The sequence below is a fragment of the Azospirillum halopraeferens DSM 3675 genome, from assembly GCF_000429625.1.
Taxonomy (GTDB): Bacteria; Pseudomonadota; Alphaproteobacteria; order Azospirillales; family Azospirillaceae; genus Azospirillum; species Azospirillum halopraeferens.
The window spans coordinates 90,266-106,597 of the sequence record NZ_KE386928.1 but is presented as its reverse complement, the minus strand read 5'-3'; the positions used below and the strand labels follow the sequence as shown (position 1 = coordinate 106,597).

Annotated in this window: 14 protein-coding genes; 5 read left to right on the top strand and 9 right to left on the bottom strand. The window is 69.8% G+C overall.

The window, feature by feature from the left end; all coding sequences use genetic code 11:
* Positions 1–159 precede the first annotated feature (159 nt).
* The 7 genes from G472_RS37690 to G472_RS0127920 are packed head-to-tail and all read right to left on the bottom strand — an operon-like array spanning position 160 to position 8,422.
* On the bottom strand, positions 160–957 hold the full coding sequence (locus G472_RS37690; protein ID WP_029011029.1) for a response regulator: 798 nt from the start codon (positions 955–957) through the stop codon (positions 160–162).
* Positions 957–2,024 (bottom strand): chemotaxis-specific protein-glutamate methyltransferase CheB, encoded by a 1,068-nt coding sequence (gene cheB, locus G472_RS36100; protein ID WP_035693998.1) that lies wholly within the window; start codon positions 2,022–2,024, stop codon positions 957–959. Before cheB ends, G472_RS37690 begins: the two co-directional genes overlap by 1 nt.
* Positions 2,021–4,237 (bottom strand): response regulator, encoded by a 2,217-nt coding sequence (locus G472_RS0127940; RefSeq protein ID WP_245593610.1) that lies wholly within the window; start codon positions 4,235–4,237, stop codon positions 2,021–2,023. The genes cheB and G472_RS0127940 overlap by 4 nt, the downstream gene beginning before the upstream one ends.
* Positions 4,234–5,910 carry a methyl-accepting chemotaxis protein gene (locus tag G472_RS0127935; RefSeq protein WP_029011027.1) on the bottom strand — a complete coding sequence of 559 codons (1,677 nt, stop codon included), beginning with the start codon at positions 5,908–5,910 and terminating at the stop codon, positions 4,234–4,236. Before G472_RS0127935 ends, G472_RS0127940 begins: the two co-directional genes overlap by 4 nt.
* 6 nt (positions 5,911–5,916) lie before the next feature.
* A complete protein-coding gene (locus tag G472_RS36095; RefSeq protein ID WP_035694054.1) occupies positions 5,917–6,501 on the bottom strand; it encodes a chemotaxis protein CheW in 585 nt (194 codons plus the stop codon).
* Positions 6,498–7,934 (bottom strand): CheR family methyltransferase, encoded by a 1,437-nt coding sequence (locus G472_RS36090; protein ID WP_035693997.1) that lies wholly within the window; start codon positions 7,932–7,934, stop codon positions 6,498–6,500. The genes G472_RS36095 and G472_RS36090 overlap by 4 nt, the downstream gene beginning before the upstream one ends.
* A complete protein-coding gene (locus G472_RS0127920; RefSeq protein ID WP_029011026.1) occupies positions 7,931–8,422 on the bottom strand; it encodes a chemotaxis protein CheW in 492 nt (163 codons plus the stop codon). The genes G472_RS36090 and G472_RS0127920 overlap by 4 nt, the downstream gene beginning before the upstream one ends.
* A 495-nt stretch (positions 8,423–8,917) precedes the next feature.
* Between G472_RS0127920 and G472_RS36085 the strand changes: the two genes are divergently transcribed.
* The 4 genes from G472_RS36085 (at position 8,918) to nifK (ending at position 14,645) form a co-directional block, all read left to right on the top strand.
* Positions 8,918–10,228: a hypothetical protein gene (locus G472_RS36085; RefSeq protein ID WP_156927283.1), complete on the top strand. Its 1,311-nt coding sequence runs from the start codon at positions 8,918–8,920 to the stop codon at positions 10,226–10,228.
* A gap of 332 nt (positions 10,229–10,560) precedes the next feature.
* Positions 10,561–11,457 (top strand): nitrogenase iron protein, encoded by an 897-nt coding sequence (gene nifH / locus G472_RS0127910; protein ID WP_029011025.1) that lies wholly within the window; start codon positions 10,561–10,563, stop codon positions 11,455–11,457.
* A 156-nt stretch (positions 11,458–11,613) separates the two neighbouring features.
* The gene (gene nifD, locus G472_RS0127905) at positions 11,614–13,053 is read left to right on the top strand and encodes a nitrogenase molybdenum-iron protein alpha chain (protein WP_029011024.1); all 1,440 of its coding nucleotides are present in this window, start codon (positions 11,614–11,616) and stop codon (positions 13,051–13,053) included.
* Positions 13,054–13,082: 29 nt separating this feature from the next.
* Positions 13,083–14,645 (top strand): nitrogenase molybdenum-iron protein subunit beta, encoded by a 1,563-nt coding sequence (gene nifK, locus G472_RS0127900; protein ID WP_029011023.1) that lies wholly within the window; start codon positions 13,083–13,085, stop codon positions 14,643–14,645.
* A gap of 200 nt (positions 14,646–14,845) precedes the next feature.
* On the opposite strand, the gene G472_RS36080 is transcribed toward nifK, so the two are convergent.
* Both G472_RS36080 and G472_RS0127890 read right to left on the bottom strand, forming a co-directional pair.
* On the bottom strand, positions 14,846–15,178 hold the full coding sequence (locus G472_RS36080; protein ID WP_051341458.1) for a type II toxin-antitoxin system VapC family toxin: 333 nt from the start codon (positions 15,176–15,178) through the stop codon (positions 14,846–14,848).
* Positions 15,175–15,411 carry a FitA-like ribbon-helix-helix domain-containing protein gene (locus tag G472_RS0127890; RefSeq protein WP_029011022.1) on the bottom strand — a complete coding sequence of 79 codons (237 nt, stop codon included), beginning with the start codon at positions 15,409–15,411 and terminating at the stop codon, positions 15,175–15,177. The genes G472_RS36080 and G472_RS0127890 overlap by 4 nt, the downstream gene beginning before the upstream one ends.
* A gap of 157 nt (positions 15,412–15,568) precedes the next feature.
* Here G472_RS0127890 and G472_RS36075 point away from each other — a divergent pair, with 157 nt between their 5' ends.
* A complete protein-coding gene (locus tag G472_RS36075) occupies positions 15,569–16,321 on the top strand; it encodes a Fic family protein (RefSeq protein WP_035693996.1) in 753 nt (250 codons plus the stop codon).
* The last annotated feature ends 11 nt before the right edge of the window (positions 16,322–16,332 follow it).

Here is a 16,332-nt window from a genome sequence, read left to right as displayed (position 1 = left end):
GCACGGTTCCGGTTCCGCCGTCGACCACGCAACCACGCCATGAGCCGCCCTAAGGTAATGGCTGGCGTCGGTTGCGCAAATCGATCATAGGTAGTACCGTAAAGCGCCGGTCGTATTACGAACGTCATTGCAGAGCAGACGGACCGATTTCTCTCCGCATCACCCGAGAAGCGCATCCTCGATAAAGAACTTGCGGCGAAGCAGCGCCAGAATCCGCACTTTCAACACTTCAAGCGGCTGCGACTTGCCGACGAACTCGTCGGCACCGCCCTGGAGACACGAGATCAGGAGTTCGGCCCGATCCTGGCTGGTGTGGACGAGGATGTCGAACAGCAGGTCCCGTTCGCGCCGGAACCGGTCGAACGCCTCGCACAGTTCGGTGCCCGAGACCCCGGGCATCACCAGATCGACGATGATCACGTCGAACGCCTCCGCCTCCAGGGCGGCGAAGGCATCGCCGGCGCCGCCGGTGACCACCACCGTGCACCCCGCGTCTTCCAGTTCGAGGCGCAGGAACTCCCGGTACGTCACGCTGTCGTCGACCACCAGGATTCGGCCGCGCCGGAAGACCTCCTCCGGGCCCGGCCGTGCGGCCGGTGCCGATGCCGGTGCCCTGTCCTCGGCAGCCACCCGGCAGACCTCCGCCACCACGGCGTCGGGATCGCCTCCGGCGACGCGGTGGACGCCCGGCGGCGGCGACCCGCCGGTGCCATCCCCGACCAGGACCAGGGCGACGTCGGGCGCCGCGGCGCGCACGGCGGCCACCGCTGCGCCGGCATCGACGGCAAGGGTGCGCAAATTGACCAGGACGGCGGCGGGCGCCCTGGTCCCCAGCGCCGCGGCACCGGCCAGGGAGTCGATGCCGACGACCTCCAGTCCGCGCTCCTCCAGGCGGATGCGGTAGAGCAGGCTCTGCGTCGGCGACGCATCGATGACGGCGATCGGACGGGCAGACATCAAGACCCCGCGTTCGGCGAAACGAGTTCGGTGAGGCGCGCCGCGATCTTGTGCAGCGGCAACTCCTCGACAGCACCGCCCAGCGCGACGGCGGCCCCCGGCATGCCGTGGATCACGGCGGTCGAGGCATCCTCGGCGACAGTGTAGCCCCCGGCCTGCCGCAACGCCAACAGCCCTTGGGCGCCGTCCTCTCCCATTCCGGTCAGCAGCACGCCGATCGCGCCGGCCCCGTAACGGTCGGCCAGCGACGCGAACAGCACGTCGCCCGACGGGCGCTGGCCGCACACCGGCGCGTCATCGGACAGGCGCAGGCGGCCGCGATCCACCAGCAGATGGCGATCACCGGCCGCCACGTAGATGCGGCCGGGCGCCACCTCCATGCCGGATTCCGCCAGCCGCACGGACTGCGGGCAGACGGTGTCCAGCCAGGTCGCGAAGCCGGCCGCAAAGGCGGCACCGATGTGCTGCACCACCAGGATCGGCAACGGAAAGGCGGTGGGCAAGCCGTTCAGCACCTTGACCAGCGCGTTGGGCCCGCCGGTGGAGGCCACCAGGCCCAGCACCTCGTAGCTGCGCTCGATGGCCTCGGGCACCGGCGGCGGCGGGGCGGCGGCGAGCGGCCGGTCGGCGGCCCGGATGCGCTGGCGGATGACGCGCACCTGGCTCATGGCGTAGAGCTGGGTGCACAGATGGCGCGCCACTGCGTCATAGTCGGCGCGGCTGATGCTGCCCGGCTTCTCCACCACCGCCAGCGCGCCGGCGCGCAAGGCGTTCATCGAGATGTTCATGCTGGCGTCGTGCACGTCGTTGGCGACGACGACGATAGGCAAGGGGTGCTGGTTCATGATGCGCTTCGTGGCCTCGAAGCCGTTCATGCCGGGCAACCGGATGTCCAGCGACACCACGTCGGGCCGGATCTTGTCGAGCAGGCGCAGCGCCACCTCGGCCGAGGAGGCGACGGCCGCCACCTCCAGCCGGGGATCTCGGCCGATCAGGTGGACCAGCAGTTCCTGGACGACGGGCGAATCCTCGACGACGAGCACCCGCACCTTGCGTGGATCACTCATAGCAGGCGTCTGATCCCTTCCAGAAGTTCCCCCTGGTCGAACCGCGTCTTGACGATGTAGGCATCGGCGCCGAGCCGCAGACCGCGTTCCCGGTCCTCGTCGCTGTCGCGCGAGGTGACCAGGATCACGGGGATGTCGGCCGTGCGCGGGTCCCCCTTGACCACCTGCAACAGCGTGTAGCCGTCCATGTGCGGCATCTCCACGTCCGACACGATCAGATCGACCGGGGTTTCGCCCAGCCGCTCCAGTGCGTCGCGCCCGTCGACGCTGAGCAGCACCGTGTAGCCGTGCGCCTCAAGGATGCTGCGCTCCAGGGTGCGGGTGGTGATGCTGTCGTCCACCACCAGGATGGTCGGCGGCGGCCGTTCCGGCGGCCGCTCCGGCGTCAGGAAGGCGTCCATGGCGTCCGCGCCGCCGCCCAGACCGTCGGGGTTGAGCACCAGCGCCGGGCTGCCGTCGTCCAGCAGGACCGTCCCGATGAACCGGGCCGGGTCCAGCGCCACCTCGTCGATGGACGACACCAGCGCGTCACGCACGCCGACAAGACCGTCGACCGCCAGCGCCACACGCCCGGACCCCGTCCTCACCACCGCCACGGCCAGCACCTCCACCGGCGGGCCGCTGCCGAGGCCCAGGCGGGCGGACAGGGAGGTCACCGGCAGGTCCTCCCCGTCAAGGTGCAGCATCGGCGTGCCGGCGACGGCGACGACAGCCGATGCCTCCACCCGGTGCATCCGGGACACCGCCGTGCCGGGCAACGCCAGCACCTGACCGGCGACGGCGACGAACAGCAGGCGCTGCGTGGACAGCAGGATGGGAGCCGACACGGTCACCACGGTGCCGCCGCCGTCGCGGGGCGCGATGGTCAGGTTTCCCTGAAGACGCCGCACCGCCTCGCGCACGATCGACAGGCCCATGCCGCGGCCCGACAACTCGGTCACGGCACCGGCGGTGGAGAAACCCGGTTCCAGGACGATGGCCAACAGCCGTTCCGGCGACGCCTCCTCCGCCTCCTCCTCACTCAGGAGGCCGCGCTCCACGGCGGTGCGGGCGATGGCCGCGAGGTCGAGGCCGCGGCCGTCATCCTCCACCGTCATACGCAGGCGCCCGGCCACGGTGGAGACCGTCACGGCGATGCGGCCGGCCGCCCGTTTGCCGGCGTCCAGACGATCCCCGGGCATTTCGATGCCGTGGCCGACGGCGTTGCGCACGAGGTGGACGACGGGGTCCTTGAGTTGCTGCAGCACCTCCCGGTCGGCCTCGGTGTCGAGGCCGCGCACGTCCACCTCCAGTTCCTTGCCCTGGCCGCGCGCCAGTTCGCGCACCATGCGGCCGAGGTCGCCGAACTGGGTGTCGGCGGGCACCATGCGCAGCCGTCGCACGTCGTCCTGCAGCGTGCCGCCCCACAGCTTCAGGCTCCAATGGCCGCGGCGCTGGGCCTGCGCCGCCCGCTCGGCCAGGTCGCCGACGGCGCGCAGCCGCTGCTGGAAGGCATCCAGATATCCCGGCAGCGCCGCCACCGCCGGAGCCGGTGCATCGCGGCCGCGGCGCGGCTCCAGGCTGCGGCGCAGGCGGTGCCATTGCCGGTCCAGGGCGCGCATGTCCGCCCGCAGACGCGCCAGGTCCGCCGCCACCTCTCCCTGGCGTTCGACCTCCGGCAGCAGGGCCGCCGCGGTCTCGACGAAATGGCCGAGGGTCCCGGAGTTGATGCGCACCAGCCGGGGCCGCCGCGACGATGCCCGCCACACCGTGTCGGACCGCGCGGGCGCCGCCGCGCCGCCGGGCGGGGCGGGCTCGGCCGCCGCGTGCCGCGGCCCGACCGGCAGGACGGCGTTGCCCCCCAGATCCTCCAGCGTGTCCAGCAGCTCGGGCGGCGCCTCCGGCGTCTCGCCGCGGGCGGCGGCGGCGGCGATGTCCTCGATGGCGTCCAGCGCGCGGAACATGATGTCCGACACCGGCCCGCCCAGCGCCGCGCGACCCGCCTGCACCGCCAGGAACACGGACTCCAGCCGATGCGCCACCGCTTCCACCGCGGGCAGATCGACGGCCCGCGCCGCGCCCTTCAGGCTGTGGGCGCGGCGGTGCATCTCGTCCAGGTCGGGCCCCGGTCCGCCGCCGGCGGCGGCGGCCCGCAGGGCCTGGCGGAGTTCCGCCAGGTGTTCCTTGTGTTCGAGTTCGAAGGCGGCGAGCAGCCGCTGCCGGATGTCGATCACACGCGGTAGTTCCTGACCGCCTCGACCAGACCCTGGCCGAGGTCGTTGAGGTTGGCCGCCGCCCCTTCGAGCTGGCGGGTGCCGGCCGCCGTCTGGGTGCTCGCCTGGCGGATGTTCTGAAGCGCCTGGATCACCTGTTCCAGGCCGATCTGCTGCTGGTTGGTGCCGGCGACGATCTGCTGGAAGGCCAGCACGCTCTCCTGGATGTTGTCGGCCATCTGGCGGATGGTCGACTGGGTGGCGTCGCTCTGCCGCTTGCCGGCGGCGACGCGCTTGACCGCCTCCTCGGTCAGCATGACGGAGGCGTTGATCCCCTGCTGGATTTCCGAGAGGTTGGAGCGGACCTGGGCGGTGGCGTCCTTGGCCTGATCGGCCAGACTCTTGATCTCCGCCGCAACGACCGAGAAGGTGCGGCCGTGCTCGCCCGCCGCCGCCGCCTCGATGGCGGCGTTGAGGGCCAGCAGATGGCTGCGCTCGGCGATGTCGTTGACGGTGACGATGATGTCGCTGATCGCCTGGGTGCGTTCGGACAGCATGACGATGGTCTCGGCCACGGTCTCCGCCTGCTCGCGGATGGCGTCCATGGCCTGGATGGTGTCGTCCACCGCCTTCAGGCCGGAGTTGGACGAGGCGGACGCGTTCTGGGCCCCCGCCGCCACATCCTGGGCGCGCTTGGAGATCTGGGCACCCGACGCGGTGATCTCCGACAGCGTCGCCATGGTCTCCTCCACCGCGGCGAGTTGCTCGGCCACGCTGGCCGCCTGCTGCTGGGTGGAGGCGCGGATCTGTGCCGTGGCGGCGTGCACGTTCTCCGCCGCGCCGCGCACACCCTGCGATATGGACCGCAGCCCTTCGGCCATGGAGTTGAGATGGCCGCCCAGCGCCGCCAGCTCGTCGTTGCCGGTGATGGCGACGCGCCGTGTCAGGTCACCCTCGCCGATCTGGCGGACGGCGGCGATGGCGCGGCCCAGGCGCCCGGTGATGGAGCGGCCGATGAGGAAGGCGATGGCCAGCGCCGCCGCCAGCAGCCCGACCGTGGCCAGCAGGGCGGAACGCACCATCTCCTCATGGATCTCCGCGATGCGCTCCCGGCCCGCCGCGGTGAGCCGCCCGAGAAGGCTGTTGGCCTGGTCCATCCGGGAATCCATGGCGTCGCGCATGGCGTTCAGGCTGGGTCGCAGCGCGATCGCCTCGTCCAGCCGCCCGTCGTCGAGCAGAACGAAGATCCTCTGGCCCAGCGCCATGGCCTCACGCATGCCACGGTCCAGGTCGCGGGCGAACGAGCTGAACTCCTGCCACACGACGCCGCGTGCGTGCGACGCGGGATCCCGCGCCTGGGCATCGGTCAACCGGATCAGCTCCTGAAGCGTCTCGAGGTCGCGGTTCGCAATGGCGTCGTAGCCCTGCCGCAGAGGCGCGACGTCCACCGGCCGCCCCTCCGAACGGGCCATGACCGCTTCCATGAAGGCCGCGTCGCGCCGGCCGCGCAGCAACGCCTGGGAGGTGGTGATCTCCTGCAACAGCTCCGCCGCGCCGACATCGTCGGTGGCGATGACGCGGATGATGGTGAAGGCATGCTCGAACTGCCGGAACTGGTAGGCGATAGGCGCCAGGGCGAACGCGCTCACGAGCACGAACGCCAGGGCCAGCTTTTGCGCGACCGTCAGTCTCATCGGTTCTCAGTCCCCGTCCAGTTCCTTCACGATGGCCTCGGCGTCGAGCAGCACCAGCCCGTCGTCGCCCAGCGCCTTCACGTAAGCCGACCCGTCCCCCTGCCGCGGCCGCAGCCGGTCGGCGCGCAGCTCCTCCACCGCCTCGACGCCCCGCAGGCGCAGAGCGACCGGCGCCTTGCGGTGGCCGCGCAGCAGAACGGCAAATCCTCCGGGGATTCCGTCCAGGCCCGGCGGCGCACCGCACAGCCGGTCGGTGTCGAACAGCCGCAGCACCCGCCCGGCCACGGTGATCAGCCCCAGAAGGTGGGACGGTGCCCCCGGCACCGGCGTCCAGCGAACGACCGGCTGCACCCGCGACACGTGCCGCACCTCCAGCGCGTAGCGTCCGGTGGCGCCGCGCCCCAGCAGCAGGCGGACCCGTGGTGCGGCATCCGCCTCGTCGTCGGGGCGGCGCGCCAGTTCGGCGGTGCGGCGGTCCAGCAGGTCCTCCGCCCACGGCCCGCGGCCGGCCACGGCGTCGTGGAAGGCGGCGCGCCCCCGCGCCAGGCGGCGGCGCAGGGCTTCCCAGTCGATGCGGCCGGCATCGCTCATGGCGCACCGCCGCGCCCGCCGCGGCCGGGCAGCCACAGGTCGAGCATCGCCGCCAGCTCACGCACGCTCAGGCCGCGGCCGAAGGCGACGGACTCGCCGGGGTCGTGGCCGACCAGCGCCAGTCGGGCGTTGCGGAAGTGGCGGCGCGCCGGCTCCATCTGGCCGCGACGCCAGTGCACCAGCGCCAGGTGGTAATGGGCGAGCGCCAGCCCCTGGTCCAGGTAGAGGGCGCGGCGAAAGGCGGCGCCGGGATCGCCGACGCCCAGATGGTCCTCGATCAGGCCGCGGTAGAAATGGGCCGCCGCGCTGGTGGGCACGGCGTCCACCAGCGCCTCGCAGGCGTCGAGCGCGGCCGTCCAGTCGCCGCGGTCGGCCAGGGCGACCAGATCGTCCAGAGTCGGTACCGCGTCGCCGGGTGCCGGAAGATCGGCGGCCGCGGGCGGTGGCGGCGATGGCTCCTCCGGGGACGTGACCGGCCGTGCCGGTGCCGGCTGCGGGGCCGCAGCGGGTGGCGTGGCCTCCCGCGCTTCCGGGCCGGCGACCGGCGTCGGCATCGCCACCGGCACCTGCGGCGGCTTGCGGTAGAGGGTGGCGCCGGGGACGGCGACGGAGATGAAGGGCGAGGTCAGTTCCAACCCCGCCTCGGCGTGCCCGACGAACAGCCAGCCGCCGTCGGCGATCACGTCGTGCAGGCCACGGATCAGCCGCAGGCGGGTCGCCTCGTCGAAGTAGATCATGACGTTGCGGCAAAGCACGATGTCGAAGCCGGCCAGCCCGTCCGTCCAGGACGGCAGCGTGCCGGTGCTGAGGTTGAAATAGCCGAAGCGCGTCCACCGGCGGAATTCCGGCTTCAGGACCCGGGTGCCGGCGGGGCCGGGGTCGAAACAGGCGGCGCGCACGTCCGGCGTCACGCCGCGCAGGGCCCAATCGCCGTACACCCCGTCGTTCGCCTGACGCAGAAAGCCGCGGTTGATGTCGGTGCCGATGATGGACACCTGCCAGCCCTCCAGTTCGACGGCGAAATGGCGGCGCAGCAGGATCTCCACCGAATAGGGCTCGGCCCCGGTGGAGCAACCGGCACTCCACACCCGCAGCGTCCGCGAGGCCGCGTTGCGGCGCAGGCATTCGGGCACGACCACGGCGCGCAACGCCTCGAACTGCTCCCGGTAGCGGAAGAAGAAGGTCTCACCGACAGTGATCTCGTCGATCAGCGCCTGGAACTCGCCGGCGCCGGCGCCGCCGCCCGCCAGCAGCCCGGCATAGGCACCGACGTCGGCCAGCGCCAGGGCGTCCAGCCGGCGCCGCACCCGCTCGGCCAGGGCAGCGTCCTTGTCCAGGTAATAGGCCAGCCCGGTGCGTTCGATCACCAGGTCCTTCACCCGCGCGAACGCCGGATGCGCCAGCACGGCGGCGGTGGCCGGGCTTCCCGTCATGGCCCGTCGTCCTGCCAGGCCGCCAGCCGTTCCTCGGCAAGGTCGCGCAACTCGGCCAGGCGCACCTCCTCGGCGGCACTCAGCAACGCATCGGGATCGAGCAGCAGGGTGGCATCGCCGCGGTGGGTCCAGGTGGCGCTGACGCAATGATTAAGACTGGCGTCCTCCCCGACCGGGGCGAGGGCGTCGGCCGGCACCTCGGCCATCTCGTGGACGCGGTCGACCAGCAGGGCCAGCGGCCCGGCCGGCCGGTGCAACAGCAGCAGCGGCGTGTAGACCCCCGGCTCCCGCCGCGGAACGCCCAACAGCACGTCCAGGCGCAGCACCGGAACCGCGGCACCGCCCAGCACCATCACACCCTCAAGCACCGGCGGCATGGTCGGCAAGGCTTTCAGCCGGGGCATGGACACCACGCGCCGCACCGCCCCGCCGGGCAGCGCCAAACGCCGGTCCGCCACGCTGAAGATCACGCACCGCGGCGCGGACACCGCGCTTCTCTCCGTCATCGGTCCTTCGGTCTGTAACGGGACACAACGACCCGGCGCAGCACACGTCCTGCCGGGGACCCTTCCGGCTGCGATCCTAATCAATGAAAGGACGGCTCCCTATAACGCTTCCGGCCGGTTTGGCGCGGCCCGCAGCACCGCTTTCGGCATAAGGCCACGGTCCGGGTGCCACGGCGCGGCGCACCTCATCGCCGCCGGGAAACACGCCTTCCGGATCTGACAATTCGAATCAACTCCTTACCAAAGGCCTGTGAAGATTATAGGCCATCACCAAAAGAATAGGGCTGGTCGGCTTGCTACCACCGAATTGCCTTCCTATAGTATCTGCTTGCATCGTCCGCAAACGCGCGAGAAACACCGCGGGAATTACGGTTTTTCATCGGGCGGCGCCAACGATCATCCGGATGGAGCGGAGCAATGTGGGGGTTGCGGCGCCGGAACGCGCCCGGACACGGGACGCTGCCGAAGCCGGCGGCGGTGAGTTGGCCGACCAGCCGCCCGTCCGTGCCGCCGCCGGCCTCCGCACCGGTGCCGGCGCGCGAGCCGGCGGCACCCCGCCTGCCGGCCCGCCGCCTGCGCCACGCCCACGAAGCCCACGACGCGGTGCGCGCGGCGGATCTGCTGCGCCGCCCGCTGACGCTCGACTCCGCCCGGACCTTGCTGACGGCATTGGAGCCATACCGCCGCCGGGTGCACCTGCCGGCCGGCGACAGCGCGCTGCACGCCCTGGTCGGCCAGTCGCCGGCGCGGCTGCAGGAGATGACGCTGCGCCACGCCTCGCCGGTGCTGGTGGACGTGCTGCTGCCGGCCTGTCGCGAGCATCTGAACGACCGGCTGTTCGGCCCGCTGGCGGCGGCGCAAGGCGCGCCGGAACCGGCGGAGATCGAGGGCCTGCCCAGCGCGCTCGACATCGCCGCGGCCATGCGCACCCTGCTGATCGTGCTGCGCGGGGCCGGCCGTGCCCACACCGTGGCGGTGCTGGCGGCGCTGGAGGAACAGAGCCGGACGCTCGCCCGGACGGTCGTCCGGGCCGACCGGCCGGTCGGCCGCCCCGGCGGCGTGGCCGAGTTGTCGCACGCCCTGCTGCGGCTGGAAGGCTTCCGGCTGGTGATGGAGGCGCTGGGCGCCGGCGACGGGCCGCTGGCCGAGGTGGCGTCCGAATGCCGGCGGGTGGCCCGGCTGGCCCTGCGCCACTGCGCGGCGACCCTGGACGGCTTCGTGCGCAGCCGCTCCCTGATGACGCTGCACGACAGCCTGACGGTGATCGCCTCGGTCGACAGCCTGATCGTGCTGGCCATGCGCATGCTGGACTCGCTCCAGGACCGTGAGGAGGAGACGAGCCCCTTCGTCCGCACGGCCGACGCCGAGGCGCTGGACGGCTATGTCGAGGCGGCGACGCGGCTCGGGCACGCCGTGCTCGACCTGCTGCACACGGCCTTGCCGGAACCGCGTTTCGACAACCTGCTGTTCGTGGCGCTGGCCCGCAAGGTGAAGTGGCTGCACCGTTTCACCTCCCGCCTCGGCGTCGGCCACCCGCACCGGCCGCCGGCCCTCGACACCCTCTCCGATTTCCTGGTGGCCCGGAGCGAGGCGCTGGCGCGGCGCACCGCCTCCCTCCTGGAAACGGCGCGGGATCACCGGCCGGCCGACGCCAAGTCCGCCGACGACCTGCTGGCCCGCGCCGACGAGGTCGCCCACCTCATGCGCGCCCTGGACCGGCCGGCCGCCGCCAACATCCTCACCACCCGCGCCGCCGCGGTGCGCGGCGCACCGGAGCGGGTCGCGTAGCGGGCGGTGACGGATCGGCGAGGCAAAACGGCCTCGCCGTAACGCCGGCATCGCCGTTCCGGTCACCCGCCCGGCCGGGCCGGGACGCCTGTGTTAGACCGGACAAAAATTGTGGTCATTGTCGGGTTCATCACAGCCGCGGGGCCCGTCCCGACGCCCCGTCGCAATCCCGACACGACGACAATGCGAGCTATATCAATGAGATAACGAGAACACCCGAATTGGCACGCTCCGTGCAGTCATAGGATCGACCGCGGCGAGACACCCGCGCCGCAACGGGACCAAGGGGCCCGGGCACCGATCCAACGGGACACAGCATAGGAGCGAGCACCATGAGCAATCCCGGTCTTCGCCAGATCGCCTTCTACGGCAAGGGCGGCATCGGCAAGTCGACGACGTCGCAGAACACCCTGGCGGCTCTGGTCGAGATGGACCAGAAGATCCTGATCGTCGGCTGCGACCCGAAGGCCGACTCGACCCGCCTGATCCTGCACGCCAAGGCCCAGGACACCGTCCTGCACCTGGCCGCCGAGGCCGGCTCGGTCGAGGACCTGGAACTCGAGGACGTCGTCAAGATCGGCTACAAGAACATCAAGTGCGTGGAGTCCGGCGGCCCCGAGCCGGGCGTCGGCTGCGCCGGCCGCGGCGTCATCACCGCCATCAACTTCCTGGAAGAGAACGGCGCCTACGACGACGTCGACTACGTCTCCTACGACGTGCTGGGCGACGTGGTGTGCGGCGGCTTCGCCATGCCCATCCGCGAGAACAAGGCGCAGGAAATCTACATCGTCATGTCCGGTGAGATGATGGCGCTGTACGCCGCCAACAACATCTCCAAGGGCATTCTCAAGTACGCCAACAGCGGCGGCGTGCGCCTGGGCGGCCTGATCTGCAACGAGCGGCAGACCGACAAGGAGATCGACCTGGCCGACGCCCTGGCCAAGCGCCTGGGCACCCAGCTCATCCACTTCGTGCCGCGCGACAACATCGTGCAGCACGCCGAGCTGCGCCGCATGACGGTGATCGAGTACGCCCCCGACAGCAAGCAGGCCGACGAGTACCGTCAGCTCGCCAGCAAGATCCATCACAACAAGGGCAAGGGCGTCATCCCCACCCCGATCAGCATGGAAGAGCTGGAAGAGATGCTGATGGACTTCGGCATCATGAAGACCGAGGAGCAGCAGCTCGCCGAACTGGCGGCCAAGGAAGCGGCCAAGGCCAGCGCCTGACGCCGGTCCCGGGTTCTCCCCTCCAGGGCGATCCAACTGGCCCCGTCCCCAGCCCTCCCCCGCATGGAGCACCCGCGGGGGAGGGAGGGAGGGGCCCGGTCCCGCGCCGTGACGAGACGGCGCGAACGGAAAGTTTTTTTCCAGGAGTCCGGCACCATGAGCCTGTCCGTGAATCAGGACGTCGACGTCAAAGGTCTGGTCGACAAGGTCCTCGAAGCCTATCCCGAGAAGTCGCGCAAGCGGCGTGCCAAGCACCTCAACGTCCTCGAGGCGGAAGCCAAGGACTGCGGCGTCAAGTCGAACATCAAGTCCATCCCCGGCGTCATGACCATCCGCGGCTGCGCGTATGCCGGCTCGAAGGGCGTGGTCTGGGGCCCGATCAAGGACATGATCCACATCAGCCACGGCCCGGTCGGCTGCGGCTACTACTCGTGGTCGGGTCGCCGCAACTACTACATCGGCGACACCGGCGTCGACAGCTTCGGCACGATGCACTTCACGTCCGACTTCCAGGAGAAGGACATCGTCTTCGGCGGCGACAAGAAGCTGCACAAGGTCATCGAGGAGATCAACGACCTCTTCCCGCTGGCCAGGGGCCTCTCCATCCAGTCCGAATGCCCGATCGGCCTGATCGGCGATGACATCGAGGCGGTCGCCCGCGCCAAGTCGGCCGAGATCGGCAAGCCCATCGTGCCGGTGCGCTGCGAAGGGTTCCGCGGCGTGTCCCAGTCGCTGGGGCACCACATCGCCAACGACACCATCCGCGACTGGATCTTCGAGAAGACCGAGCCCGTCGCCGGCTTCGAATCGACCCCCTACGACGTCACGATCATCGGCGACTACAACATCGGCGGCGACGCCTGGTCGAGCCGCATCCTGCTCGAAGAGATCGGGCTGCGCGTGATCGCCCAGTGGTCGGGCGACGGCACGCTGGCCGAGCTGGAGAACACGCCGAAGGCCAAGGTCAATCTCATCCACTGCTACCGCTCGATGAACTACATCGCGCGCCACATGGAAGAGAAGTTCGGCATTCCGTGGATGGAGTACAACTTCTTCGGCCCCTCGCAGATCGCGGAGTCGCTGCGCAAGATCGCGGCCCTCTTCGACGACACGATCAAGGAGAACGCCGAGAAGGTCATCGCCCGCTACCAGCCGCTGGTGGACGCCGTCATCGCCAAGTACAAGCCGCGCCTGGAAGGCAAGAAGGTCATGATCTACGTCGGCGGTCTGCGCCCGCGTCACGTGGCCGACGCCTACCACGACCTGGGCATGGAGATCATCGGCACGGGCTACGAGTTCGCCCACAACGACGATTACCAGCGCACCACCCATTACATGAAGGAAGGCACGCTGATCTATGACGACGTCACCGGCTTCGAGCTGGAGGAGTTCGTCAAGGGGCTGCGTCCCGACCTCGTCGCCTCCGGCATCAAGGAAAAGTACGTCTTCCAGAAGATGGGCCTGCCGTTCCGGCAGATGCACTCGTGGGACTACTCGGGGCCGTACCACGGCTACGACGGTTTCGCCATCTTCGCCCGCGACATGGACATGGCGATCAACAACCCCGTCTGGGGCATGACCAAGGCCCCCTTCTGATCGCCGCTCGGGAATAGGAGCACCCAACGATGTCGGATATTGCCGTTTCCCAGAGCGCCGATAAGGTCCTCGACCATTTCACGCTCTTCCGCCAGCCGGAATACCAGGCGCTCTTCGAGCGCAAGAAGCAGGAGTTCGAGTTCGGCCACCCCGACGAGAAGGTCGCCGAGGTGTCCGAGTGGACGAAGTCCGCGGAATACCGCGAGAAGAACTTCGCCCGCGAGGCGGTGACCATCAACCCCACCAAGGCGTGCCAGCCCATCGGCGCCATGTTCGCCGCCCAGGGGTTCGAGGGCACCCTGCCCTTCGTGCACGGCTCGCAGGGCTGCGTCGCCTACTACCGCACCCACCTCACCCGTCACTTCAAGGAGCCCAACAGCGCGGTCTCCTCGTCGATGACGGAAGACGCGGCGGTGTTCGGCGGCCTCAACAACATGATCGACGGCCTGGCCAACGCCTACACCCTGTACAAGCCGAAGATGATCGCCGTGCTGACCACCTGCATGGCCGAAGTCATCGGTGACGACCTCGGCGGCTTCATCGTCAACGCGAAGAACAAGGAAAGCGTCCCGCAGGACTTCCCGGTTCCGTTCGCCCACACCCCGGCGTTCGTCGGCAGCCACATCACCGGCTACGACAACATGATGAAGGGCATCCTGTCCCACTTCTGGGACAAGGCGGAGCAGTTCGACGTTCCGAAGACGGAATCGATCAACATCATTCCGGGCTTCGACGGCTATGCGGTCGGCAACAACCGCGAACTGAAGCGCATCGCGCAGATGTTCGGCATCGACGTCACCATCCTGTCGGACGTGTCGGACAACTTCGACACCCCCGGTGACGGCGAGTACCGCATGTACGACGGCGGCACCACGCTGGAAGCCACCGCCGCGGCCAAGCACGCCAAGGCCACGGTGACCATGCAGGAGTACTGCACCACCCAGACCCTGCAGTTCTGCAAGGAAAAGGGCCAGGACGTCACCAAGCTCAACTACCCGCTGGGCGTCGGGGCGACCGACGAGCTGCTGATGAAGCTGGCGGAACTGTCGGGCAAGCCGGTGCCGGACGCGCTGCGCCTGGAGCGCGGCCGCCTGGTCGACGCCATCGCCGACAGCCACACCTACTTCCACGGCAAGCGCTTCGCGGTCTACGGCGACCCGGACTTCTGCCTGGGCATGACCCGCTTCCTGCTGGAACTGGGTGCGGAGCCGGTGCACATCCTCTCCACCTCCGGCTCCAAGAAGTGGGAGAAGCAGGTGAAGAAGGTGCTGGAGGGCTCGCCCTTCGGCAAGGACGGCAACGCTTACGGTGGCAAGGACCTGTGGCACCTGCGCTCGCTGCTGTTCACCGAACCGGTCGACTACCTGATCGGCAACAGCTACGGCAAGTACCTGGAGCGTGACACGAAGATCCCGCTGATCCGCCTGACCTACCCGATCTTCGACCGTCACCACCACCACCGCTACCCGACCTGGGGCTACCAGGGCGCGCTGAACGTCATGGTGCGCATCCTCGACCGCATCTTCGAGGATCTGGACGCCAAGACCAGCGTCGTCGGCGTGACGGACATCTCCTTCGACCTGGTCCGGTAACCGGCACCCCCGCATCCCGGACTGTGACGACGCCGGCGCCCGCTCCATCCGCGGGCGCCGGTTGTTTTTTGCGCGGGCCCGGGGCTGCCGTCACGCGGCAGGAGGCCCGTCGCCGAACGCGGCCAACGCGACGACGAACCCCGCCCACGACAGTGCGGGCTGAAGACCGCGCGCCAGGCGAATGAACCGGTCGTCGGCCGTCACGAACGGAATGCCACGGGCTGCGCCAGCGCGACGTAGTGGAAATCGTACGCCGGATGTCCCGTCCGGCAGGCAAGGTCGAGCGCGGTCCGCAGCAGGGACGCAGTCGGAGCGACATCATAATCGAGGACCAGCAGCGCCTCCGACGCTGATGCCGCTTCCGCATCGCTCAACTCACCCCGTCGCACCTTCTTCCACAGAACGTTGGCGACTTCGGCAAAGAAAAGGTCGGGAACCACCGGGTCCGCGTCGAGAACCCTCAACGCACGTTCGGTGCCCGCTTCGGGCACGGCCCATTTGATCGCCACGTTGGCGTCAACGACGACCCTCACCGCTCCTCCCGGCTTTCGCGCAGCAGGACCTCCGATGGCGTGTGCCGGCGCCCGGCCAGGGACTCCCGCACCTGCCGAAGCCGCTCCTTTCCCTGCACCCGCCGGTCACCGGCCAGCGCGTCGCGCAGCAGCTCCCGGTGCTCCGCCTCCATGGATCGCCCCTGCCGGCGCGCCCCCGCCTTCAGCAGCTCGATCGTTTCCTCGTCCACATTCCGCACGATCAGCGCTCCCACGGCCGCACCCCGTCACCACGCTGCTATCACGCATGATAACACACGGTGGCGGCGCAACGCTCGGGGCCTGTCCGCTTCGTCCATCCGCGGGCGCCGGTTGTTTTTTGCGGGGGCCTGTGGCGACATGCGCAGGCAACACACCACGGTGTCACCGCCGATGACCGACCTCGAACGCCTGCGCCAGCGCTGGCACGGCCTGCGCTCCCGGTTCCGTGAAAGCGCCCGCGCGTTCGATGCGTGGTACGACGTCGAACTGACCTACACCTCCAACGCCATCGAGGGCGGCACGCTGACCCGGCGCGAGACGGCCCTGGTCATCGAAACGGAGATCACGGTCGGCGGCAAACCGCTGCGCGACCATCTGGAAGCGGTCGACCATCATCATGCTCTGGCCTACGTCCGCGCCCTGGCGGCGCGGGACGAACCGGTGCGGGAAGGCGACGTGCGGGAGATCCACCGCATCCTCTTCGCCCGCAGCCTGCCCGACGACGCCGGCCGCTACAGCGACCGGCAGCGCTTCATCGCCGGCTCCGACGTGCGGTTCCCGACGCCGGCCGAGATCGCACCGCTGATGGGTGATTTCGGACAATGGCTTCAGGCCGTCGAACCGTCGCCCGCGGCGGCCTTCGAAGCGCATTTTCGCCTGGTCGCCATCCACCCCTTTGCGGATGGCAACGGCCGCACGGCACGCCTGCTGATGAACCTCCTGCTGCTCAAGGCCGCCTATCCGCCGATCGCCATCGGCCCGGAGGTTCGCCTGGCCTATCTCGACGCCATCGAACAACGCCAGTCCGGGAATGGCACGCCGGGCTACGACGCGTTCCTCACGGACCGGCTCCGCGCCAGCCTGGAACGGCACGTCGCCGAACTCGATCGGGAGTCCGGTGCCGAGCCGGACACCATCGGCTAAGGCTTCGGATC